The organism is Pseudofrankia asymbiotica (assembly GCF_001983105.1).
In the GTDB taxonomy this organism is placed as follows: Bacteria; Actinomycetota; Actinomycetes; order Frankiales; family Frankiaceae; genus Pseudofrankia; species Pseudofrankia asymbiotica.
The window spans coordinates 14625-38895 of sequence record NZ_MOMC01000016.1 but is presented as its reverse complement, the minus strand read 5'-3'; the positions used below and the strand labels follow the sequence as shown (position 1 = coordinate 38895).

The following is a 24271-nucleotide window of genomic DNA, read 5'->3' as shown; positions in this document are numbered from 1 at the left end:
GTCAGCCTCGGCCGCCGGCGGCTCGCCGGGCCGATGGCTGGCCGGGACCGATGGCTGGCCGGCTGACGCGGCCTGGCTCGTCAGGACAGGGCGAGCTCGCCGTCGTCACGCGCCGCGGGTGCCGTGATCTCCGCATCCCCCACGCCCCCGGCGGCCCCGCCGCCCCCCGCGGACCGGGCGGCCGCCGCGGCGGCGGCGCCGGGGCCGTCGAGCCAGCTGTCGATCAGGGCGATCGTCTGGTCGACCGCCTCCAGCTGCGGCAGATGACCGCAGTCGTCGAGCAGCTCCACCTGCCAGTCGGGCCGGCGGGCGGCCGCGTACCTGGCCGCGGCGACCGGCACCAGCCGGTCCCGGCGCCCGTGGACGAGCAGCGTCGGCGCGGCCACCGCCGCCACCGCCGCGGCCAGCCGGCCGGGCCGCGCGATCTGGCCGACGACCGACCGGGTGGCCGCGACCAGCGCCGCGTCGCTCGCCAGCCCGGCCCCGGGCGCCGCCGCGCGCTCGGCCGACAGCGCCACCATCGCCGCGACCGCGTCCGCCGGCACCCGCCGCGGGTCGACGGTCGTGCGCTTCAGCGCCTGGCCGACCAGCTCCTCGGTCGTGTAGCGGACCCGCCGCCGCGCGAGCACCACCGAGCCGACCTTGGGCAGCACCATCCCGGTGAACATCCCGAGGATCGAGGCGTCCGGCGGTCGCAGCCGCGGGATCGGCAGCGCCGGCGAGAGCAGCACCAGCCCGGCGACCGAGCCCGGCTCGGCCGCGGCCTGCAGGACGCTGATCATCCCGCCCATCGAGTTGCCGACCAGCAGCGCCGGCGTGCCCCCGGAAACGGCGGCCAGGAAGCCGGCCAACAGCCTGGTGTTGGCCGTGACATCGCTCCCCCGCTCCCCCACCGGCGTGTGGCCGAAGCCGGCGAGGTCCAACGCGAGCACCCTGGCCCGCTTCGCCAGCCGCGGCGCGAGCGACCACCAGCTGGTGTGCGAGGCGCCAAGCCCGTGCACGCAGACCACCAGCGGCCCGTCCGCCGGCCCGCCGAAGTCCGCGTAGTACACCGGCCCGTCGACGTCCGCCCAGCGTGCCTCGCGCCCGGCGGCCTGATCGATCTCCTCCATYGGCCCTCCCCCTGCCCGCCCAACCCGCGCCCTCCTGCCTAGCAAAGGACGACGGCGGCGGCCCCGACTGTGACGCAGCTATCTCCCGCCCCGGTCATCCGGGTCTCGGCGTCGCCACGCCCGCTCGATACCGTTTCGGCACGGACGTCATGAGGCGCCCGTATCGGTACCACTTGCGCGGTACTGATTGTCAGCGAACAGAGGGGGTCTCGCGGATGGAACTGAACGAAGCGACCGTGTCGGCCGGCGCCTGGGCGCTGCCGGGCCAGCGCGACGCCGGTGCCGAGCAGGTACCGGCCGAGACCGCCCCGACCGAGTCGGACGTCATCGCGGTGGGCCCGGTGGCCAACCCGAAGCGCCTGCGCCTGGGAGTGCCCACCTCGGTCTGACCCTTACAGCTGAGGGTCTCGGGTCGCTGGGCGCCTCGGGCCACCCGAGGCGCGCACACCCGCGGGACGTGCTCGGCCCGCTCCGGTCGCCGGAGCGGGCCGTCATGCTTTCCGGGGCCGTGCTTTCCGGAACCGCGCTCTTCGGGACCATGCTTTCGGGACCGACGTCGACCGCGCGACCAGGGGCGGCACCGTAGTGGGGTTCTGGACGAGACCACGGGTGGCCCCATTGGCAGGGCGCCGAGAGCACCCTAGGTTTTTGATCATGAGACCCGCCGGGCGCCGCCAGGGCGACATGAGGTTCGGACGCGAGGAGAAACGCGGCGGCGCCAAGTACGGTCCCCCTCCCGAGGACGAGCACTCCGACCAGGGGCCGCTCACCTGTGGTGGCTGCGGCGGCACCGGCTACGTCCAGCGCGAGCACCGTGGCGCGCACGCCGTCGACGTCTGCGTCTCCTGCGACGGCCGCGGCAGGGTATGAGCGGCCACGACCGGCACTCGCCCCGCGCGCCGCGCCAGACCTGCGCCCATCCCCGGGAGCAGCCGCCCGCGGCCTCCGGGCCGGTGCCAGGTGACGGGCGGTCCTCCGGCCAGCGGTGCGCCGTCTGGACGCGCGCTGACGCCAGTACGGCCCGTCGCCAGCCCAGCCCGCGGTCCCGCGGCACCGAGCCGCCCGTGTAGGTCGAAGCACCCGGGCAGCTTGAATCGCCCGTAGATCGCGATCCGCCCGTGTAGATCGATGCGGGGCGGGTACGTCCGCTGCCTGTCGGTTTCACCAGTTTCGCGCGGCCTTCGGCCGGGTTGGCAGAATCGGTGCTCCGGCCGGGCCCAGTGCCGACGCAGGGTCGGGACGGGCGGCGCGAGAGGCAGGCCATGGATTTCGACGACAATCGGGTCGACACCTCCCAGCTCGAGGACCAGCGCGGCGGGCGCGGCGCCGGCGGCAAGATCGCGCTGGGCGGCGGCGGCGCCGGCGTCATCGGCGTGGTCATCTACCTGCTGGTGACGCTCCTCGGCGGCGGCGGCGACGGCACGTCGGCCCCCGCGGGCGGCACAGGCGGTGGCGGCACCGAGGCCGGCGCCTCGGCCGCGGCCGACCTGGCGGCCCGCTGCAACGCCTCGGGCGCGATCGACCAGTACGACGACTGCTTCGTCCTGAAGGTCTTCAACGAGGTCAACGAGGTCTGGACCGGCTACTTCCAGCGGCACGGCCAGACCTACACCCGGCCGACGCTGGTCTACTTCGAGCAGGCCGTCTCGACCGGCTGCGGGCAGGCCTCGTCGGAGGTCGGCCCGTTCTACTGCCCGAACGGCCAGCGGGTCTACATCGACCTCGGGTTCCTGAAGCAGCTGCAGGACCAGTACGGCGCCCAGGGCCGCTACGCGCAGGCCTACATCGTCGCGCACGAGGTCGGCCACCATCTCCAGACGCTCACCGGTACCGAGGCGCGGCTGCGCGAGGCACAGCAGGCCGACCCGTCGCAGGAGAACCCGCTGTCGGTGCAGCTGGAGCTGCAGGCGGACTGCTACGCCGGCGTCTGGAGCACGCTGGCCAACAACGCCGGCAACGTCACCGTCGGCCCGTCCGACATCGACGAGGCGCTGAACGCCGCGGAGGCTGTCGGCGACGACCGCATCGAGCAGAAGGCCGGTGTCGACRTCAACCCGGAGACCTGGACCCACGGCTCCGCCGAACAGCGCAGGACCGCGTTCCAGACCGGCTCGAGCGGCGCCACGCTCGAGGCCTGCGGCACCGTCCCGCACTGATCCCGCACTGGCCTACGGCGGTGCCGCCGGGCGGTGCCGGGCCGGGCGCGTGAGAGGTGTTCGCGCCGCCTGGCTGTCATACCGCCTCATTACTCTGAAGTACGCGCTGGCCCGCGGACGTTCCGCGGGCGCCGGAGCGCGTCGGCGCCGGACGCCGCGCGGGCCGGGGCCGCTGTGACGGGAGTCTGACGTGATCTCACGAGTCCGCCTGCCGGGCGTGCACCACTCGGCGCCGGCGAAGTCGGGCCCGCCGCGGGACCCGGCACCGAAGCCCGCGCCGCCGAAGCCGCCGTTCTGGCGGAGCTGGCTGCTGCCGATCGGGCTGCTGATCACGGCGCTGCTGCTGTTCGTCCCCAGCATGTCCGGCGGCGGCACGAAGTCGTTCGACTACTCGGACATGCTCAACCGGGTCAACGCCGGGACCGTCGCCTCGGTGACGATCAACGACAAGGGCGCCGTCGACGGGAAGCTGAAGGACGGCACCAGGTTCACCAGCCAGATCCCCACCGCGCTGGGCACCACCACCCTCGCCACCCAGCTTCAGTCCAAGGGCGTGACGGTCAAGGGCACGCAGACGGGCGGCTCCTGGATATCGGTCCTGCTGAGCTTCCTGCCGCTGCTGCTGCTCGTCGGCTTCTTCGTCTGGACGGGACGCCAGGCACGGCGGCAGCTGTCCGGCGGCGGCCCCTTCGGCGCGGTCGGCCGGTCCAAGGCGAAGATCACCGACTCGGAGCGCCCGGAGACCCGGTTCGCCGACGTCGCCGGCTACGAGGGCGCCAAGCAGGAGATCAGCGAGGTCGTCGACTTCCTGCGCAACCCCGACCGCTACCGCCGCGCCGGCGCCAAGGGCCCGCGCGGGGTGCTCATGGTCGGTCCTCCCGGCACCGGCAAGACGCTGCTGGCCCGGGCCGTCGCCGGCGAGGCCGAGGTGCCGTTCCTGTCCATCTCCGGCTCCGGCTTCGTCGAGATGTTCGTCGGGGTCGGCGCGTCCCGGGTGCGTGACCTGTTCGCCGAGGCCCGCAAGCGGTCACCGTCGATCATCTTCATCGACGAGATCGACTCGATCGGCGGCCGGCGCGGCGGCTCGGTGATCGGCGGCGCGAACGACGAGCGGGAGCAGACGCTCAACCAGCTGCTCGCCGAGATGGACGGCTTCGACTCGAGCAGCGGCGTCGTGGTGCTCGCCGCGACCAACCGCCCGGAGACGCTCGACGCGGCGCTGCTGCGCGCCGGCCGGTTCGACCGGCAGGTGACCGTCCCGCTGCCGACCCAGGCGGAGCGGGCGGCGATCCTCGCGGTGCACGCCCGCGGCAAGCAGCTCGGCGCGGACGTCGACTTCGACGTCGTCGCCCGCGGCACCCCTGGCTTCTCCGGCGCGGACCTGGCGAACCTGGTGAACGAGGCCGCGATCCACGCGGTGCGCGGCGGCCGGGACATCCTCACCGCCGCCGACCTGGACGCGGCCCGCGACCGGATCCTGCTCGGCCAGCGGGACGCGTCGAACGCGCTGCTGCCCGACGAGAAGCGCTCGGTCGCCTACCACGAGTCCGGGCACGCGCTGGTCGCGGCGCTGTCCGAGCACGCCGACCCGGTCTCGAAGGTGACGATCCTGCCGGCCGGGATGGCGCTCGGCGTCACCCAGCAGCTCCCCGAGGCGGAACGCCACCTCTATACCGAGGCCTACCTGCTCGACAGCCTGGCCGTCCGCCTCGGCGGCCGGGCGGCGGAGCTGGTCGCCTTCGACTACGGCTCGACCGGCGCGTCCAGCGACCTGGCGGGGGCGACGCAGCTGGCGACGCGGATGGTGCGCGAGTTCGGTCTCTCCCCCGCGCTCGGCCCGGTCGGCTACGGCGGGCGCGAGCAGCAGTTCCTCGGCGGCGAGGAGCTCGTCAGCCGGCCCTACTCGGAGGGCACCCAGCGGGTCGTCGACGACGAGGTCGCCCGCCTGCTGCGCGAGGCCGAGGCCCGGGCCGTCGACCTGCTGCGCACGCACCACGACGCCCTCGACCACCTCGCCGCGCTCCTCCTGGAGAAGGAGACCATCGACGGAGCCGCCGTCACCGACATCCTGCGCCTGACCTCCCCGCTCTCCCCGGGCGTGGCGGTCGAGGCCGACGGCGAGCCGGGCCTTGCGCTGGCCCAGCGGGCGACGGGCGCCTCCGTGGACCTGCCCGCGCAGCAGGCGGCCCCACAGGCCTAGCCGGTCTACGCGGCCGTGATCGTGAGACGGTATGAACAAAACGGACGAAAAGGGACGGTGGGCGTGCGGCTCGGACGGCTGTTGTGGTGGCGTCGCGGCGGGGGGACCGCCGCGACGGCGACGCTCGGGGCGGCGAGGCCCGGCGCGCCCGCCCGGGTACCCGCGCCACGAACCACAGGGACAGCGCCGGGGGCATCAGCACCGGCGCCCCGCGCACCGGCACCCGTCGAGAGCGCCGCCGACGACGCGGGCGGCGAGACCGACGACCTGCTCGACGCGGTGGCCTCCGCCGCGTTCGGGTTCACCACCCTGCGCCCCGGGCAGCGCGCGGCGATGCGCACGATCGTCGACCGCCGCGACACCCTGTGCGTGCTGCCGACCGGCGCCGGCAAGTCGGCCGTCTACCAGATCCCGGCGCTGCTGCTCGAAGGGCCGACGATCGTCGTCTCGCCACTGATCGCGTTGCAGCGCGACCAGGTCCGCGGGCTCACCGAACGCCTCGGCGGGCTCGACGCCTTCGGCGCCGCGAACGGGAAGCCCGGCTCGCCGGGCGCCGCGGTGGTGGCGAACTCGCAGGTCGGTACGCGGGCGCTGGCCGAGGCGTTCGGCGCGATCCGGCACGGCGCCAGCGAGTTCCTCTTCCTCGCCCCGGAGCAACTGGCCAAGCCCGAGATCCGGACGCTGCTGAAGGAAGCCAAGCCCTCGCTGTTCGTGATCGACGAGGCGCACTGCATCTCGTCCTGGGGCCACGACTTCCGTCCCGACTACCTGCGCCTCGGCGAGGTCATCGACGACCTCGGGCACCCGACCGTCGTCGCGCTCACCGCGACCGCCGCGCCACCGGTACGCCGCGAGATCGTCGAGCGGCTGCGGATGCGCGACCCGGCCGAGACCGTGTCGGGCTTCGACCGGCCGAACATCCACCTCGCCGTCCGGGCCTTCACCGACGACGCCGACAAGCGCGCCGCGCTCGTCGAGTACGCCGCCGTCGAGGCCAAGCCGGGCATCGTCTACGCGGCCACCCGCCGCGCCACCGAGGAGATCGCCACCGAGCTCGCCGAGCTGGGCCTGTCGGCCCAGCCGTACCACGCCGGGCTCAGCGCGACCCGGCGCCGCCAAGCCGAGACGGCGTTCCTCGACGGCGACCTGGACATCGTCGTCGCGACGACCGCGTTCGGCATGGGCATCGACAAGGCCGACGTCCGCTTCGTCGCCCACGCGGACGTCGCCGACTCGCTCGACTCCTACTACCAGGAGATCGGCCGCGCGGGCAGGGACGGCGGCCCGGCCAACGCGTGCCTGTTCTTCCGCCCGGAGGACCTGGGCCTGCGCCGCTTCTTCGTCGCCGGCCCGCCCGACCCGGTCCAGCTACGCAGGATCGCGGTCCTGATGTCGCACGCCGACGGACCGGTCCCGCTGACCCGGCTGGCGCAGGAGGCGGATCTCACCGAGTCGGCGCTGATGCGGCTCGTCGACCTGCTCGTCCAGGCCGGCGCGCTGACCGTGCGGGACGACGGCGGCGTCGAGCAACGCCCCGACGCCCCCGACCCGGCGGACGCGGCAGCTCGCGCCGCCGAGCGCGCCGAGGCCCGCCGGACCGTCGACCGGTCCCGCATCGACGAGATCCGCGGCTACGCCGAGACCCGCGCCTGCCGCCGCCGCTACCTGCTGACCTACTTCGGCGAGCCCTACGACGCCGACTGCGGCCACTGCGACCGCTGCGAGGCCGCGGCGGCGTCCCGGCCGGACGGGCCGGCCGGACGGGAGACGGCCGCGCAGGCGACGGCGAAACGGGCGACGGCGAAGCAGGCGACGGCCGAGCCGGCGGCGCCCGCGCACGCCTTCCCGGTGAGCACCAAGGTCCGCCACCAGCAGTGGGGCACCGGCCAGGTGGTCCGCGACGAGGGTGACCGCCTCACCGTCCTGTTCGACGACGCCGGCTACCGCACCCTCGCCCTGGCCGCCATCCTGGCCCGCGACCTCCTCGTCCCGGTCGGCCAGGGCAGCGACGGCGAATAGGGTGGGCGCCCGCACCGGATACTCGGGCGACAGGGCTACGCCAACCCTGGCCAGCCCCGCCGCCCGCGTCGGCCTCGGCACTGGACCGAGACCGCTACGTGGTCAGCGGTAGGTGAGATCCGACGGTGAATAGTGGCAGTAGGTCCCGTCGGCGCCGGTACCCAGCTTGACCGGCTCGTCGCCGGCGGCGTTGCCCTCGTACCGGTCACAGATGCTGATCTTCTTGTTGGCGTCGCCGACGATCGTGACTCCGGACAGCGTCGCGGTGTCGCCGTAGTTCGAGTTGATTCCGGCGATCGTCTTCCCCGGTGCGGTGACCGTGACGTTCTGGATGACGACCGTGCGCCGGTACTGGCTCGAGCAGTTGCCGCACGAGCGGTACAGCTTCCCGAAGTCCGCCACCTGGAAGTTCCGGATGACCATCGTGCCCGGCCCGTTGTGCTGGAACACCTTGTCGTTCGCGTGCCGGGCGCCGCCGCCGTCGATCGTCATCGTCTGCGTCGCGGACGTGCCCTTGAAGGTCGCCGCGTCCTCGCCGACGTCCTCCCACCAGACATTGCGCAGGGTGCAGGTTCCCAGGCAGTGGATGCCGTCTCCCGCCGGCGTACCGATGATCACGTTCTGTACGGTGCCGCCGTTCGCCACCTCGAACACGGCCGGCTGGCTCTCGCTCTGCCCACCGTCGCCGACTCCGCTGTACCGCCGAAGCCCTCCGTCGAAGGTGGCGGAGACCTTGATGGTGGTGCTGGAGCGGACCTCGCCGGTGGCGTTCGGCCAGGCCGCGGACGTGCCGGTGGTGGGGGACGCGGCGGCTGACGTCGCCGGTGTCGGCGGCCTCGTCGTGCCAGCGGGMGCGGCCGGGGTGGTCGCCGCCGGGGTGGTCGCCGGGGTCGAGGGCGCGCTGGCCGTCGCCGTCGTCCCGGGTGGCGCGCCGGATGGGCTGGTGGGAACGACCACCGTCCCGCCACCGCCCGTCGGGGGCGTGAACGGCTGGCACCCGGCCATCAGGACGGCACCGCCCACCACGGCCAGGGCGGCGAGCGCCGCGGCGTTTCTCGACGCGTTCCGCGCGCGGGCCGGTCTCACCCGGCGGGTATCCGTCAGGCCAGGCTCGGCGTGCCGGAGCAGATGATCCTTCAGTCGTCGCTGCAAGGCAGACCTCTCGATCGGCGACCGGCCGATCCCCGCCTACCTCTGGCCAGCCGCGACGGATCCCTCCCCGCCTACTAGTCGCACGAGCGTCCCAATTGGTTGCCTCATGCATCGATCCGTGCCGCGACGGCACGCCCGACGAACCCGACCAGAATCAGCGGAGCTGGTCAGCACGACAGACCGCGAACCAGGTCGACGAGCCCGGCGTCTCACCGAGATCCCAGTGATCAACTGTTCAGGCGGAAGTCCAGGTCGGCTTCGGGGATGGTGGTGTCCATCTGGGCCTTCTGGAGGCGGCCGGAGTAGTCCCAGTTCACGGACTGCCAGCGGGTGACCTGGTCGAGGACCCAGCGGCCGGACTGGCGGGAGCCGTTGCCGGAGCGGCCGTTTCCCCCGAAGGGCAGATGGGCCTCCGCTCCGGAGGTGGAGTTGTTGACGCTGACCATGCCCGCTGACACGCCGCGGCGGAACCGGAAGACCGTCGCCGGGTCGTTGGTGTAGATCGCGCTCGACAGGCCGTAGCCGGGGAGGTTGGCCAGCTCGATGGCCTCCTCCAGGGTGCGGTAGGTGGTCAGGCCGACGATCGGGCCGAACGTCTCCTCGCGGAACAGCTCGTCGTCGGGCAGCAGGCCGTCGACGACGACGGGGTGGTAATACAGGCCCTCGGCCGGGTCGCCGACGAACCCGCGCCGCGGGGCGCCGACGCCGATCCGGCCGACGGCGGTCGAGCCGAACGTCGAGTGGTGGCCGCGGACGAGCTCCAGGTGACGCTCATAGCCGGCGGCGAACCTGGCGTCGAGCAGCGGACCGTACAGGACGTCGCGGGTCGGGTCACCGATCGGCGCGTTCTCGACGGCGGCGGCGAGCCGGCGTCGGAAACCCACGTAGACGGACTCGTGGACGATCAGCGTGCCGAGCGACGTGCACCGCTGCCCGGCGGTCCCGAAGCCGCCGAACAGGGCGCCGTCCACCGCGAGGTCGATGTCCGCGTCCGGCGCGACGACCATCGGGTTCTTGCCGCCGAGCTCCAGGCACGGCGTCTGCAGGTGCCGGCCGCACAGCTCGCCGATCCGGCGGCCGACCGCCGTCGAGCCGGTGAAGCCGACCTTGTCGACGACCCCGGCCTCGAGCGCCCGCTCGAGGCCGTCGGCGGTCGCCTCCCCGGAGGCCGGGACCATCGAGAGCACGCCGTCAGGCAGGCCGGCGCGCTGGGCGAGCTGGGTGAGCGCCCGGGCGCAGGCGGCGGCGTACTCGGCCGGCTTCCAGACGACCGCGTTGCCGCACAGCAGCGCCGGCACGATGTACCAGCTCGGCACCGCGACCGGGAAGTTCCCCGCGGTGATCACCATCATGACGCCGACCGGCTCGCGGAACGTGAACAGCTGCTTGTCGGGCATCTCCGAGGGCACGGTCTCGCCGTAGAGCCGCCGTCCCTCGCCGAGGAAGAACCGGCAGGTGTCGACGATCTCCTGCACCTCGCCGCGGGCCTCACCGAGTGGCTTGCCGATCTCCCTGGTCACCAGCCGGGCGAGGGCGTCCGCGTTGTCCTCGACGAGCCGGCCGAAGTTGCCGATGACGGTGCCGCGCACCGGCGCCGGCACGTCCGCCCAGCCGCGTTGGGCGGCTCTCGCGACCCGGGCCGCGGCGACCAGCACCTCCGGCCCGCCGAGGCGGACCTCCGCGACGACCTCGCCGTGGCGCGCCGGGTTCGTCGACGCGACGGTCGGGCCCTCGGTCTCGATGCCCTCGATCATGGGCGCCACCAGTGGCGGGTGCACCAGGGTCATCGTCAGCTCCCGTCTCCCGTCATGTCCGCCGTCATGCCTCGTCACCGTAAGCGGGCGGCGACCCGGTCGCAGACCGAAGGGCCTGGGCCGGCCTGCCCGCCGCCACACCGCCCTCGCCGCCATCGCCGCCGTCACCGGGATCGCCGGGATCATTGGGATCGCCCGGATCACCGGCCGGGTCAGCCAGTGCGGTCGCCACCCGGCCAAGCGCGGTGAGGGCCGCGTCGATCTCGCCGTCGGTGATCGTGAGGGCCGGCCGCACGCGGACGGTGACATCGCCCGCCGGCAGGGCGAGAACGCGCTCGTCGACGCGCAGGCGGCGCAGCGCCTCGTCGCGGCGGGCCCGGTCGGGCAGGTCGAACGCGCGCAGCAGACCCAGGCCGCGCGGGTTGGAAAGCAGCCGGGGGTGAGCGGCGGCGAGCGCCGTGAGCCCGGCGCCCAGCCGCTCACCGGCGCGCGCGGCGGCGTCGAAGAGCCGGTCGCGCTCCATGATCTCCAGCATCCGGGTCGAGCGGACCATGTCGACGAGGCCGCCACCCCAGGTGGAGTTGATCCTGCCTGGCACCCGGAACACGTTGTCGGGCACCTCGTCGACCCGGCCGCCGGCCATCACCCCGCCGACCTGCGCCTTCTTCGCGAACGCGACGACGTCGGGCCGCAGTCCCAGGCGCTGGTAGCACCAGGCGGCGCCGGTGGCGCCGACGCCGGTCTGCACCTCGTCGAGGACGAACAGGGCGTCGTGGGCGTGCGCGAGCTCGCCGAGCGCGGCCAGGAACTCCGGCCGCAGATGCCGGTCACCGCCCTCGCACTGGATCGGTTCGGCGAGGACGCAGGCGATGTCGTGCGGGTGGCGCGCGAACGCCTCCTCGGCCTGGTCGAGGGCGCGGCGCTCGGCGGCGCGCACGGCCGCGAGGCTCGCCGCCGTCACCGGGAACGTCTGCGCCGGGCTGTCGATCCGCGGCCAGTCGAACGTGGGGAAACGGGCGGTCTTGTTCGGGTCGGTGTTGGTGACCGAGAGGGTGTAGCCGCTGCGGCCGTGGAAGGCGTGCCGCAGGTGCAGGACCCTGGTGCCGAGCTCCGGCGGGCGGCCGTGCGCCTCGTTGTGGCGGCTCTTCCAGTCGAAGGCGCATTTCAGGGCGTTCTCGACGGCGAGCGCGCCGCCCTCGACGAAGAACAGGTGCGGCAGGCCCGGGTCGCCGAGCACGCGGGCGAAGGTCGCGACGAACTCGGCATAGGCGACGGTCGCGACGTCCGGGTTCGCCGGCTTGTTGAGCGCGGCCCGGCCGAGCTCGGCCACGACGTCCGGGTTGTCGGCCAGGTCCGGCGGGTTGACGCCCAGCGGGGCCGAGGCGAAGAAGCTGTACAGGTCGAGATATCGCTCGCCGGTGCGGGCGTCGACGAGTGTCCGCCCGCGGCTCGCGGCCAGGTCGACGACCAGGTCCAGCCCGTCCACCAGCACATGACGCCCCAGTACCACCGGCACGTCCTCCGGCGCGACCACCGTCCTACCGGTCCTCGTCCTCGTCCTCGTCCTGGTTCTGGTCGCGGTCGTGCGCGGCGCGTCGTCGGCCGGCCACGGCCTGCCGTCGACGTCCGGCCGGCCGCCGTGCCCATCCGGTACGTCCCAGCCCGGCGAGTCGGGCAGCCACTCCTCGGCCAGATCCGACGCGCCCGGCCGGCGGCGGGCTGCGGTACCAGTCGCGGGCACGGCCACGGGACCTCCCCGGATCGCGGGATCACGGACTGGGCGGCACAACGCCGAACACGCTGGACAGAAAATCCTCCGTCGCGACCGCCTATCTACAGGAGATCCTTCATCAGATCATCAATTTTGACAAGTTTTTTACGTCACCGCGCGACGAAGGACCGCCCGTACGGCCAGGCGACCGGCCAGGCGACCGGCCATCCGACCGGCCAGGCGACCGGCCAGGTGACCGCGCACCCGGGGCACCCGGGCACCCAAGGACGCACAAGATGCGCGGAAGGGGTGCTGAGGGCCGGTCAGCGCATTCCCGCCCCCTTGGAAGCCGGCGCGCCAACCGTCGCGGAACCGGACGACCTGGATCGTCGCGCCCCAGGGAATCTGGCCATGGTCCGTGGGGGCGAAGGCCGTCCTCCTGGGCACCACACTCCATGGGTGGATGAGGCCAGCCCCAGAAATCATGACCCGGGTCGGTCCAGTGGGCTTCCAGGTCTCGCGTCACGGCGGGATCCTGGAAGCCCACTCGGTGCCCAGCCGCGGCTCGCCCAGACTTCGGACCTGCTCGTCTAAGGGGCGGCCGTGGCCTCGGCGGTCGGCGAGGAGCCGGGCGGGGACGTGGTGGGGGCCGCCTCGGTATGAGTGGCGGTCGGGGTGACCGTCGGGCTCGGCGTCGGGGTGTGGGTGGGCTCGCGGGACGCGGTGGACGCGGTGGGAGCCGGGCTACGGCTGGGTGCGCGCGACGACGCCCTGGGGGTTCGCGACGGGGTCGGCGAGGCGGAGGCGGGCGAGTCCGACGGAGACGGCTCGGCTGAGACCGAGGCTGAGGCTGAGGCGCTGGCCGGCGCGCTGGAGGCCGGGGAGGTCCCGCCGACCGAGACGGCCGGGTCGTCATCCCCGCCGGCGTTGGCCAGGAGCAGCGCGATGACGACGCCGCCGGCGAGCAGCAGGACCACCGCGGCCGCCAGCAGCGCCTTCATCGCCGTCGACGGCCCGGTCCGCACCACGTCGACCGGCCGGCCCCGCTCGTCGGGCCAGCCCCCGGCGGCCCCGGCGGCCCCGGCGGCCCCGGCGGCCCCGGCGGCCCCAGCGGCCCCAGCGGCCGCCCCGAAGGCGTCCGCCCTGGCCCCGCCGCCTCCACCACGAGGCAACGGGCCCGTGGGAGGACGTACGTAGGTAGGCACGTCGGACCCATCCGCCCAGCCGTCGCCCTGGTGCCCCGGCCCCTCGCCGGCCGGCAACGGGCCGGTGGCATAGCCCGGGCGGCCCGACCCTGGCTGGCGGCCACGGAGCTCCTGGGTGGACCGGAGGTTCACCGCCTCCCCGGCCGAGGTCGCCATGAGCGCGCTCGCCTCCGCGGCGGCCCGGGAACGAGCGGACGGGGACGACGGGGACGACGGGGACGACGGCCCGGCCGACGGCCCGGCCGACGGCTGGGGAAGGGGCGCGGTCGGTGGCTGTTTGACCCACGCCACCAGCGCGGTCTCGGCCGCCTGGTCCGACTCCAGGGGAGTACGGATCTCGCGGTGCACCAGGCCACTGACCAGGTCCGTCGCCGACGGGCGCTCCCGCGGGTCCTTCGCCAGCGCCGCCCGGACGAGGCCGACCAGCTCGGGCGGGACGCCGCCGAGGTTCGGCTCGCCGTGCTGGATGAGGCCGACGGTCTCGACGATGTTCGCGGCCTTGAACGGCGAGCGCCCGATGGTGGCGTAGGTGACGCAGGCGCCCCAGGCGAACACGTCGGCCGGAGGCCCGACCGGTTCGCCGCGCAGCTGCTCGGGGGCCATCCAGACGACGGTGCCAATCCGCTGGCCGATCTGGGTCCTGGCCTGGGTGAGGTCGGGGTCGGAGTCGGTGGCCGAGCCGCCGCCAACCAGCGGCTGGGTGGTCAGCGCGACCCCGAAGTCGATGATCTTCGGGCCTTCCCAGCCGAGGATGACGTTGGCCGGCTTGAGGTCGCGGTGCACGACGCCGACCGCGTGCATCGCTACCAGCCCGTCGGCGAGACCGGCGGCGAAACCGGTGACGAGCCGCGGCGCGAGCGGCCCCCGGCCGGCGACCGCGTCGAGGAGGGTCGCGCCCTCGACGTACTCGGTGGCCAGCCACGGTGATTCGGCCTCGGTGTCCGCGTCGACGACCGTCGCCACCGAACTGCTGCTGATCATCCGGACGGCGTCGACCTCACGCCGGAAGCGGGCGCGGAACCGCGGGTCGCCGGCGAGCTCGGGCGCGGGGACCTTCACCGCTACCGGCCGGTCGTCGGGCCCGAACCCCACGTAGACCGTGCCCATCCCGCCCGAGCCGAGCCGGCCGGTCATCCGGAACGGGCCGATCATGCGCGGATCGGCATCGCCGAGTGGTGCCAGCACTAGTCCCCCAAACCCCGAGGTGGCGTCGCGACCGAATCAGAGCCGCCGTCGCCTCACGAAGGTGGCGCCACCACTGCCCATTACCTTCTCAACAGTCGACCCGCGACGCCGCACCTTTGCCAGACATCACAGATGTCGGTGTTGGGACACACCCATCCGTGCCAGCGGGGTCAGGTGAAGAAAGCGACGCGCGGCGCGGTAGGCGCCGCGCGCCGTGAATCAGGACTGTCCTGGATCCGGCTGTCCAGAATTCGTGACGGCCTGACGGCCTGACGGCCTGACGGCGTGACGGCGTGACGGCGTGACGGCGTGACGGCGTGACGGCGTGAATCCGCGCCGAGGTGCCAGCATGMCGGCGTGCCAGCGCGGGTCAGCGGCGGCTGCCGTCGACGCCAGGGTCGGAGGGCGGGATGTCGGACTCGTTCTGGGGGCGGAAGGACTTGCCGTCCCAGTTGTAGCGGACCTGGACGGAGCTGCTCGGGCAGCAGTCGCCGTCGGAGACGCCGTAGACGCCGTACTTGAGGATGACGTAGGTGGGCTTCGTCTGGACCACCTCGATGTGACGGCTGGGGTCCGCCAGGTCGAAACCGATGAACCCGCCGTTCGCGAAGACGAACGCGAGCTGCTCCGTCGTGTCGTTCCCGTTGACGTCGCCGCCGGGCACGTCCCTGGTGCCTATGACGACGTTCAGGTCGCGGGTCCGTTCGAAGGTGCTCATTTCGGCCCGGTAGCCCTTGTCGGCGACCGTCTGGTTGACTTCCTGCGCGGTCAGCTGATGACGGGTCGGGGACGGGCTGCCGGGTGTCGTCCCCTGCCCGCCCGTCGATGGCCCGCCGCCCGTCGACGGCCCGGTGGGCGCGCCCGAGTCCACTGGGGTGGTGACGGCGGCCGTGGAGGCGGACACGTCTGGCGAGCCGCCGTCGTCCCGGTTCGCGAGGGCCCACGCGGCGACGCCCGCGCCGCCGAGCAGCAGGACGAACGCGACCACGAGTACGACGGTGCCGGTTGACCGGCGGCGCGGCGGCGGCCCGGAAGCGGGCCGGCCCGGCTGCCGAGCCCAGCTGCCCGCCGGCGCGCCGCCGGCAGGGTAGCCGGAGTCGCGATACCCCGACGCGCCGTAGCCACCACCGCGATGTCCGCCGGTGCCGTAGCCGGCGCCGGGCGAGCCGCCATAGGCCGGCGGCGGCGTCGAGGGGCCATAGGCCGGCCGCGGCGGCGGCGAATGCTGGTACCCCGCCGGCGGGTACGGGCCGGGCGTGGTCTGGTACGGCCCCACCGCGCCGGGGTGGCCCGGCGGCGGGCTGGGCTCGCCGGGTGGCGGGCTGGGGAGTTCCCAGAGCCTGGCGAGCGCGGTCGCGTAGCGGTCGTCGCCGACGGYCTTGGTCGCGGGATCGGGGGCGGCGACGCCGCGCAGCAGCCGGTCGCGCAGCTCGGCGGCCGACGGCCGGGCCGCCGCGTTCTTGTCGAGCGCGGCTCGGACCATCGGCAGCAGCGACGCGGGCACGCCGGACAGGTCCGGCGGCTCGTTCATGATCTTGAGCGCGATCGCCTGCGGATTGTCGGCGTGGAACGGCGCCCGGCCGGCCGCCGCGTAGGCGACGCAGGCACCCCAGGCGAAGATGTCGGCCGCGGGGCCGGCGCGATCGCCACGCAGCTGTTCGGGAGCCATCCAGACGATCGTGCCGACGAGCATGCCGGTGCTGGTGTGCTGCGTCGCCCCGCTGGCGCTCGCGACCCCGAAGTCGATGACGCGGGGGCCGTCCCAGGAGAGCAGGATGTTGGCCGGCTTGAGGTCGCGGTGCACGACACCGACGGCGTGGATCGCGACGAGCGCCTCCGCGAGGCCGACGGCGAGCCCGGCGAGGAGCCGATCGTCAAGGCGGCCCCGGCTGGCGACCGCCTCGGCCAGGCTCGCGCCCTCGACGTACTCGGTCGCCATCCAGGGGCGCTCGTCGTCAGTGTCGGCGTCGAGGACGGCGGCGACGGCGCGGCCGTGCACCCGGCGGGCGGCGTCTACCTCGCGGCGGAACCGGGCGCGGAACTCGTCGTCGCGCGCCAACGCCGGCGAGGGCACCTTCACCGCGACCGCCTTGTCGGCGGGTGAGAACCCGAGATAGACGGCGCCCATGCCGCCTCTGCCGATCAGGCTCTGGATGCGGTAGGGCCCGATCTCGCTCGGGTCGTCCCTGCCCAGCGGCGTCAGCACGCGTGCTCGTCTCCTCCCCGGAACGCTCGGTCACGCGGCGCCCGGTGCCCTCGGCGCGCCCCGCGCTCTCCCGGCTCCGGCGGCTTGGTGGTGATGTCAGGTCATGAGGTCGGTGCTGTGGTGCCTGTGTCACGGCGATGCTCGTGTCGTCGTGGTGCCGTGTCGCTGTCGTGCCCGTGTCGCTGTCGTGCCCGTGTCGCTGTCGTGCCCGTGTCGCTGTCGTGCCCGTGTCGCTGTCGTGCCCGTGTCGCTGTCGTGCCCGTGTCGCTGTCGTGCCCGTGTCGCTGTCGTGCCCGTGTCGCGCGGTACCTATGTGGTGGTTCCTCGACATCGGGTGCGATATGCCTCCCCACGGGCACGCTGGCGGGTCGCCAGCGCGCACGGCCGGTCACCCGGACACGTCGTCTTCGTATGCATTCTCGCCTGACGCCGGATTCGCCTGCTTCGAAGGTCCGGCCGACGGTGGAGGGCGCGGCCCGCGCCCCGGTGGCGATGTGCCAACCTAGAACGCTGAAGTCACGTTTCGCGCCTCTTGACCGCGTCCCGCACCGGGCGCACCCGCCGGCCGTGCTCGCACGCGCCCGACGCGGGGCTGGCACGCCGGTGCCGGGACGGGCTGAGGCGGCCTGGAGCGCTGGTCGAGGCACGCGGAGAGGGTCTGGCGGATGTCGGGGGAGAAGCCGGTCGAGCGCGACGGCGGGCGGCCCGCGGACCGGCTCACGGGCGGCCAGGTCGGCATCCTGCTCACGCTCATGGCCGAGGACCGGCCCGTGCCCAATTCGGAGCTGGCCGCCCGTTTCCGGCTCTCGCTCGACGGCGCCGACCGCCGCCGGCTGAACAGCCTCGGGCTCGTCACCAGCCGCCGGGCGGGCCGGTCCTACGTCCACGAGCTGACCGACGCCGGCTGGGCCCGCTGCCGCCGTGAGATCGCCGCGCCCCCGGCCGGTCGGTCCGGGAGCATCCCACCCGGCGCCGTCCACGCGCTGCTCGCCGCTCTCGCCGATCATCTCGACCGCACGGGCCTCACCCTGGCCGACGTCTTCCGGCCCAGGCCCGCCAGCGAGGGCGCGCCGACGCGCCCGGACCCGGCCGGCCGGCCGGGGGCCACTCCCGCCGTGGGCATGGCCGGGAGCGGGGCTGGTGCCGGCGAGGCTGGTCCTGGAGCTGGCGAGGTTGGCCCGGGGGCAGCGGAGGCTGGCTCGGGGACAGCGGAGGCTGGCTCTGAGGCAGGCGAGGTCGGGGACGAGGTAGACCGGCGGATCAGGACGGTGTACGGGACGCTGGCCCGGTGGCCCGGAGACTGGGTACGGCTCGCGGACCTGCGGCCGCGGCTCGGGGCGGATCTCGCCCGTGCCGACGTCGACGCGGCGCTGCGGCGGATGAACCGCGGGCCGGGAGTGACCGTAGCGCCGAACGAGGACCAGAAGGCGCTGACGGGTGCCGACCAGCGTGACGCCGTCGAGATCGGCGGCCAGGCCAAGCATCTGATCATGGTCGAGGGCTGAGCGGATGCCAGTACCCACCGAGCGCGACGCCTTCGCCGCCCTCAACCTGAACTGGATCCGCACCGCCGACGGCGTGTGGACCCCGTCGCCCGTGCATGTGAACGGGCTGCACGCGGACACCGTCCGCTCGCTGCTCGACGCGATCCGCGACGCGGCGGCGAGCCCCGAGGACAACCCGCCGGGCCTCGTCGTGCAGGGGCAGGCGGGCGCCGGCAAGACGCACCTGCTCGGTTGGGTCCGCGAGCAGGTGCACGAGGCGGGCGGCTATTTCTTCCTCGTCGGCCCGCTGGGTGGCGCGGCGCCGTTCTGGGAGAGCGTCATCGGCGCGATCGTCGACGGCCTGACCCGCCCCGCCGAGGGCGGCGAGACCCAGCTGCGGCTGTTCCTGCGCCGCCTCGCCGACGCCGTCGGCGCCTCGCCCGCGATCGTCGACGCGGTCACCGGCCGGATCCCGCTGGAACCGGTCCACCTGAAGGACTTCGTCGTGGCGCTGCGCAGCTACGACCGCCGCCTCGGCGGCGACTGCCAGGACACGTTGCGGGCGCTGGTGCTCTTCGGCTCGGACGACCTCGACGACGAGGACGTCGGGCGCGGCTACCTGCAGTCGATGGAGGAGCAGTTCCCGAACGAGCGCGCCGAGCGCGGCATGCGCTCGCCCGCCAAGCCCGCCACCGAGATCGTCCGTGAGCTGTCCCGACTGCTCGCGATCACCGGCCCGACCGTCATCGCCGTCGACCAGATCGACACCGCCACCGCCGAGACCCATCTCCCCCACGACCACCCCGACCCCGCCGACGCGCCGAACGACGCCGCGGGTCCGGGCAGGCCGGGTAGTCCGGGCAGGCCGGGTAGTCCGGGCGGGCCGGGTAGTCCGGGCGGGCCCGGCGGTCAGGGCGGGCCCGGCGACCCCTGGGTCAGCCCGATCGTCAACGAGGTCGCCGACGGCCTGCTGGGGTTGCGCGACCTGACCACCAGGACGCTGTGCCTGCTCGCCTGCCTGCCGATCACCTGGGACCTGGTGGCGACCCAGGCGGTCCGCTCGGTGCGCGACCGGTTCCGGGTGGTCAGCCCACTCGGCGTCATCGGCGCGGGAGAACTCGCCGAACAGCTCGTCGCCCGCCGGTTCGACCAGCGCTACCAGGCGATCGGATTCACCCCGCCATACCCGACCTGGCCGGTGCGCCCGGAGGCGCTGCTAGCCGCGGGCGACTACACCCCCCGGGCGCTGCTGCAGCACATCGACACACACGTGCGCGCCTGCCTCGCCTCGGGCACCTACATCGAGCTGCGCTCCTTCGACGACGTCGCCGTCGAGGACGCCGCCGACGTGCCCGCCCTCGGCCCGAGGCCCACGGCCGGGACGCAGACCGGGAACGGGACACTGCCGGCGGTTGGGGCACGGGTGGCAAGCGGGGGGCCGATCTCCGTCGGCGGCGGCACGATCATGGTCAACGGCGCGGCCGAGGAGGAGTTCGACCTCGACGGACCGGCCGGCCGACGGCTGGTCGTCGGCTTCGCCGAGCTGGACGTGGCCTGGGCCCGGCTGCGCGCTGGCGCACCGGGGCTCGAGGCGCTGGCCGACCGCGACGAGGACGACGCCGTCCCGGACCTGCTCGCCGCCGGCCTCGACGCCTGGATCGCCGAGCTCGGCCCGGCCGGGCGCGCGTTCAGCCGGGACGCGCGCCCCAGTGCCAAGCCGGCGCTGCACGCCCGGCTGCGCCGCGTTCTCGACGAGACGACCGGCGACGAGGCGCATTGGTCGTTCCGGGCGATCCTGACCACCCACCCGGGCACGGCGCTGACCAGGCTGAACAACGCCTGCACGATGGCCGGGATCGCCACCGGGATCGGCGCGGGTGAGGGCGGCCGCATCCGCCGCCGCGACCGGGGCCTCGCCGGGCTCGACGGCGCCGCGGCGGCCGGACGGCGGGCGCTGGTCGTGCTGCGCTCCGCCGAGTGGAGCAGGGGCGTGAAGACGCAGGAGGCCCTCGAGGCGTTCGAGCGAGCCGGCGGCATCACCCACTTCCTCTCCGACGAGGACGTGCGAACGTTCGCCGCGCTGCGCCAACTGCTCGACGGCCGGCACCCGACGCTTCAGACCTGGCTGCTCGCCCGCCGCCCGGCGAGCTCCACTCCCCTGCTCACGGCGACGCTGGACGCCGTCTACCGCGAGCTCGCTCCCGAGCCAGGCCACTACCCCCCGGTGGTCGCCGCCCCGGCGACCCCACCCGCCCCGAACCCGTTCGTGGTGATGACCGCCCAGCCACCCCGCCGCACGCCCTTCGCTCCCGCCCCTGCCCCCGGCCCCGCCCCCGCCCCGGCCCCGGCCCCGGCCCCGGCCCCGACGAGGCTCGTGCTCGCGTCCCTGCCCCGGACCGCCGATGCCGCCGCCACGCACCCGCGACCGACTGTCTCATCGGCGCGGGGTTCCGCGCCGGCACGGAATCCGACACCAGCGCCGACCGCGGCGACGCCGTCGAGCCCTCCGGTGACGCCGGCGGGCCCCCTTGCCGCGCCGTCGCCCGCCGTGCCGGTGCCGGTGGCGACGCCGTCGAGCCCTCCGGTGCCGGTGCGGACACCAGCGCCGACGCTGGCGCCTGTCCCTCCGCGGCCGCCATCCCCCTGGGCACCGCTGCCAGCGGCGGCGCGGCAGGTGGCGGAGCCGGCCGTGGAACAGGCGGTAACGGAGCCGGCCACGGCATCGCCGGAACCGCCAACGGCGCAGCTCGTTCCGTCCGTCCCGGCGCCAACTCCGCCCCCGCTGGCCCCGGCACCTTGGTCGAACCCGCCGGCCCCGCCGGCCCCGCCGGCCCCACCAGCCCCACCAGCCCCACCGGACCTGCCGAACCCGGCAATGGCGCCCGCGACCGCGACCGAGGGGACGGAACCGACGCCGCCGGTCCCGTCCGTCCCCCAGGTACGCCCGATGCCGTCGGCATGGTCGGCATCGGCCGAGCCGCCGACCGCCGTGCTGGCTCCCCTGGCCCTCCCTGTCCCCGCACCACCGCCCCCTGTTCGGGAGCCATCCGCACAGTTGACGTCGCAGACTGCGCCCACGGCGGAGCTGGTTCCACTGACGCCGCTCACACCGCCCGCCTCGGCCACACCGCCCGCACCGCCCGCACCGGCCGCACCGGCCGCACCGGCCGCACCGGCCGCACCGGCCGTCCTACCAGCGTTCTCGCCGCTACTCGCGTCGGCCGCGTCGATGACGTCGCCGGACCCGATGACCGCGCCGACCGCGCCCGTGGTCCCGTCAGTGCCGCGGACATCGACGAATCCGCCGGCGGTCCACGTCGCGGCGGCGCCGCGGACATGGACCGCGCCACCGCCTCTGGGCGCGCCCTCGTCGCGGCCAGTCCGACCGGGCGGGACATCGCCCGCCGAGCCGGGACATCCGGTGTCCGCCGGACCGGAGACGCCCAGCGCGGCGGGCACCGGGCCGGAGACAGCCGGGCCGGACACAACCGGGCCGACGGAAACAGCCAGGCCGACGGAGACACCCGACTGGCCGCGTGCCTCGCGGCCGTCGCCCCCGAGGGCGCTCTGGGGTGCTGGCCCGGACGACGAGGTCCACGACGCGGGCTCCTCGCCGCTGCTGGTGCCGGTGTTCGCCCCCGGCGTGCCGGCGTGTTCCCAGCCGGCTCCGCCGCCGCCCGCGCCGACGGCGGACCCTGTTCTCGACGCACCGCTGCTGGTGCCGGTGGCGCTGCCGGGAATGCCCACGGCGGCGGTGCACTCCGGCGACGCCGACCCGCGTCCGGTGCCCGCGCCTTCGGCGCCGACGATCCCGCCTTCGCCGCCGCCGGTTCCGCCCGACGCGGCGGATGCTTCGCCAGCGGCGACGAATGCCCAGTCGCCGGCCGCCTTCGACCCGGCGGCTTCGCGAGCTGGGGTCGCCCTGCTCGTTCCGGTCACGAGCCCGGCGGCCGGCATCCCCAGGGCGCCGGTTGCCCCGGCACCTGCCCCGGCGCCGCCCGAGGCGTCCCTGCCTTTCCCTCCCCCCACCCCGTCGGCGCCAGCTCTGGCGCAGACGCCCCAGCTCATCCCGGTTCCGCTGCCGCCGACCGCCAGCGGCGACGGGTCAGCAGGTCGTGACGAACGGGCAACCCCCCGAGCCGACGCCGCCTGGCTTGCGCCAGTCGCCGCTCCGGCAACGCTTCGGCCGCTCGCTCCGGCCATACCGGCTCGGGCCGTACTGGCTCCGGTCGAACCGGCTCCGGTCGAACCGGCTCCGGTCGAACCGGCTCGGCCTGTAGCCACGCGGGTTGAGCCCGCGCGTGCGGCCGAGGAGCCCGGGGAGCTGCTCACACTCGGGACGGCGGCGGGAACCCGGGCCGCGGTGGAGCTCCGGTTGGTGGAGCTGCGCCGGCACACGGTGGTCTTCGCCGGGTCCGGCTCGGGGAAGACGGTGCTGGTGCGCCGGCTGGTCGAGGAGTGCGCGCTGCGCGGCGTCTCGTCGGTCGTGCTGGACCCGACGGGCGAACTGGCGCGCCTCGGCGACGCCTGGCCATCGCCGCCCAGGCACGGCTGGAGTCGCGGCGACGCCGAGCTGGCTCGCGAGTACCTGTCGGCCACCGACGTCGTCGTGTGGACGCCGAACCTCGACGACGGCCGGCCGCTGCGCCTGACCGCGGGCGACGGCGGTCCCGCGACCGATCCGGGCGAGCTGCTCACCCCGGCGCCGGGACGGCGCGCCCGCGTGTCGGTGGTCAGCCTGATGGGGCTGGCGACGGACGAGACGCGGCAGGCCTTCGTCGGCGAGCTGCAGCGGGCGCTGCTCGCCTGGGCTGGCGGACGCCCGGCGGCGGGCCGGCCACTTGCCGGCCTGCTCGTGCTCGACGAGGCACAGATGTTCGTGCCGGCCGGGCTGAGGACGCCGTGCACGGACAGCACTCTCGGGCTGCTCGACCAGGCCGGCGATCACGGGCTGGGCCTGGTGTTCGCGACCCAGTCCCCGAAGGGGCTGAACCCGCAGGTCTCAGCGGCCGCAACCACGCACTTCCTCGGCCGGCTCAACGTCCCGGCGCAGATCGACGCGGCCCGCGCGCTGGCCACGGCGCTCGGCGGCGCGGCCCCGGAGATCGGCCGCCTCGGCGTTGGAGAGTTCTACGCCGCGAGCGCCGGCCTCCCCGTCCAGCGAGTGACCACCCCGCTGTGCCTCACCCACCACCCCGGCTGGCCGCTGCCGCCCAGCGACATCCTGATCCGCACCCACCGCTGAAACTTCAGGATCCGACGGATACTTCAGGATCCGACGGATACTTCAGGATCCGAAACCTCAAGATCAGAAAATCGATGAAGGCTCGTCAACACCGTGGACCACTCGGTGGGTCACCGGCCTGCCCGGCCGGAGCACGGACCCGTCGTCGTCCGCGGGGCTTTTGTGCTCTTGATCGTGGCTGTATCCCGAGCGACGGCGCGGACGGCGCGGACGGTCAGGCCAACATGACTGTCAGACCAACATGGCGATCAGGCCGGCGACCCGGCTCGGTGCGCGACCAGGTCGAGCACCCCGCCCAGGGCGGCCCGGACCCGCTCGTCGCCGACGAGCCCGTCTGACCCGACGGCGTCTCGTGCCACGGGGATGCGCACCGGGCCAGGTGTCGCGACAACCGCGCCGACATAGCCGAGCACCGTGGCCAGCGTGGCATCCGCCCCGCCCCCTCGGCCCTCGGCGGCGACGTTGATCCAGGCGACCGGCTTGCCATAGAGCTCACCACCCCCGACCGTCCAGTCGAGYAGGTTCTTCAGGCTGCCCGGCAGCGATCCCGCGTACTCCGGCGTGCAGAACAGCACCGCGTCCGCCGCGTCGATGCGCCGCCTCAGTTCGGCCACAGCCGGGTGAACGGGCTCGCCGTCGCCGGGCACGAACGCTGGCAGCCGCGCGAGACCGTCGTAGAGGTCGGCTGTGACACCATCCGGGGCGGCGGCTAGGGCGGTACGCAGCGCGGCCGTGTTCGTCGAGCCGTCCCGTGTACTGCCGGATATGAGCAGAACCCTCGTCTCGACGCTCACGCCACGCCCTTTCGTTTCGCCGTCCAGTGGGCGAGCACCGCGTTCCRC

Annotated in this window: 15 protein-coding genes; 8 read left to right on the top strand and 7 right to left on the bottom strand. The window is 74.4% G+C overall.

Features of this window, described 5'->3' with window-relative positions:
• Window positions 1–80: 80 nt before the first annotated feature.
• Window positions 81–1112: an alpha/beta fold hydrolase gene (locus BL253_RS09090; RefSeq protein ID WP_076815459.1), complete on the bottom strand. Its 1032-nt coding sequence runs from the start codon at window positions 1110–1112 to the stop codon at window positions 81–83.
• Between the two features lie 215 nt (window positions 1113–1327).
• Here BL253_RS09090 and BL253_RS42860 point away from each other — a divergent pair, with 215 nt between their 5' ends.
• From BL253_RS42860 to BL253_RS09070, 5 genes are all read left to right on the top strand, one after another.
• On the top strand, window positions 1328–1501 hold the full coding sequence (locus BL253_RS42860) for a hypothetical protein (protein ID WP_198946221.1): 174 nt from the start codon (window positions 1328–1330) through the stop codon (window positions 1499–1501).
• 265 nt (window positions 1502–1766) lie between these two features.
• On the top strand, window positions 1767–1982 hold the full coding sequence (locus BL253_RS09085; RefSeq protein WP_241834644.1) for a hypothetical protein: 216 nt from the start codon (window positions 1767–1769) through the stop codon (window positions 1980–1982).
• Window positions 1983–2374: 392 nt separating this feature from the next.
• Window positions 2375–3268 (top strand): KPN_02809 family neutral zinc metallopeptidase, encoded by an 894-nt coding sequence (gene ypfJ / locus BL253_RS09080; protein WP_076815455.1) that lies wholly within the window; start codon window positions 2375–2377, stop codon window positions 3266–3268.
• A 190-nt stretch (window positions 3269–3458) separates the two neighbouring features.
• Complete coding sequence (ftsH, locus tag BL253_RS09075; protein WP_076815453.1) at window positions 3459–5468, top strand: ATP-dependent zinc metalloprotease FtsH; 2010 nt, start codon at window positions 3459–3461, stop codon at window positions 5466–5468.
• A gap of 63 nt (window positions 5469–5531) precedes the next feature.
• A complete protein-coding gene (locus BL253_RS09070; RefSeq protein WP_241834643.1) occupies window positions 5532–7487 on the top strand; it encodes a RecQ family ATP-dependent DNA helicase in 1956 nt (651 codons plus the stop codon).
• A 102-nt stretch (window positions 7488–7589) separates the two neighbouring features.
• Here BL253_RS09070 and BL253_RS09065 read toward each other — a convergent pair whose 3' ends face one another.
• Complete coding sequence (locus BL253_RS09065) at window positions 7590–8225, bottom strand: pectate lyase (RefSeq protein ID WP_241834669.1); 636 nt, start codon at window positions 8223–8225, stop codon at window positions 7590–7592.
• Between BL253_RS09065 and BL253_RS43575 the strand changes: the two genes are divergently transcribed.
• Window positions 8224–8619: a hypothetical protein gene (locus BL253_RS43575; protein ID WP_241834673.1), complete on the top strand. Its 396-nt coding sequence runs from the start codon at window positions 8224–8226 to the stop codon at window positions 8617–8619. The two genes, BL253_RS09065 and BL253_RS43575, sit on opposite strands and share 2 nt — an antisense overlap.
• A 247-nt stretch (window positions 8620–8866) precedes the next feature.
• Here BL253_RS43575 and BL253_RS09060 read toward each other — a convergent pair whose 3' ends face one another.
• The 4 genes from BL253_RS09060 to BL253_RS09045 form a co-directional block, all read right to left on the bottom strand.
• A complete protein-coding gene (locus BL253_RS09060) occupies window positions 8867–10426 on the bottom strand; it encodes an aldehyde dehydrogenase family protein (protein ID WP_076815451.1) in 1560 nt (519 codons plus the stop codon).
• 31 nt (window positions 10427–10457) lie between these two features.
• Entirely contained in the window at window positions 10458–11927 is a 1470-nt protein-coding gene (lat, locus tag BL253_RS09055; RefSeq protein ID WP_241834668.1) for an L-lysine 6-transaminase, read from the bottom strand.
• A gap of 767 nt (window positions 11928–12694) precedes the next feature.
• Complete coding sequence (locus BL253_RS09050) at window positions 12695–14461, bottom strand: serine/threonine-protein kinase (protein ID WP_081438141.1); 1767 nt, start codon at window positions 14459–14461, stop codon at window positions 12695–12697.
• A gap of 403 nt (window positions 14462–14864) precedes the next feature.
• A complete protein-coding gene (locus tag BL253_RS09045) occupies window positions 14865–16700 on the bottom strand; it encodes a protein kinase domain-containing protein (RefSeq protein WP_076815447.1) in 1836 nt (611 codons plus the stop codon).
• Window positions 16701–17365: 665 nt separating this feature from the next.
• Here BL253_RS09045 and BL253_RS09040 point away from each other — a divergent pair.
• Entirely contained in the window at window positions 17366–18205 is an 840-nt protein-coding gene (locus BL253_RS09040; RefSeq protein WP_076815445.1) for a helix-turn-helix domain-containing protein, read from the top strand.
• Window positions 18206–18209: 4 nt separating this feature from the next.
• Window positions 18210–23429, top strand: coding sequence for a helicase HerA domain-containing protein (locus tag BL253_RS43570; protein ID WP_076815444.1), 5220 nt, complete (start codon window positions 18210–18212; stop codon window positions 23427–23429).
• 248 nt (window positions 23430–23677) lie between these two features.
• Here BL253_RS43570 and BL253_RS09030 read toward each other — a convergent pair whose 3' ends face one another.
• Window positions 23678–24223 carry an NADPH-dependent FMN reductase gene (locus tag BL253_RS09030; protein ID WP_076815442.1) on the bottom strand — a complete coding sequence of 182 codons (546 nt, stop codon included), beginning with the start codon at window positions 24221–24223 and terminating at the stop codon, window positions 23678–23680.
• Window positions 24224–24271 lie beyond the last annotated feature (48 nt).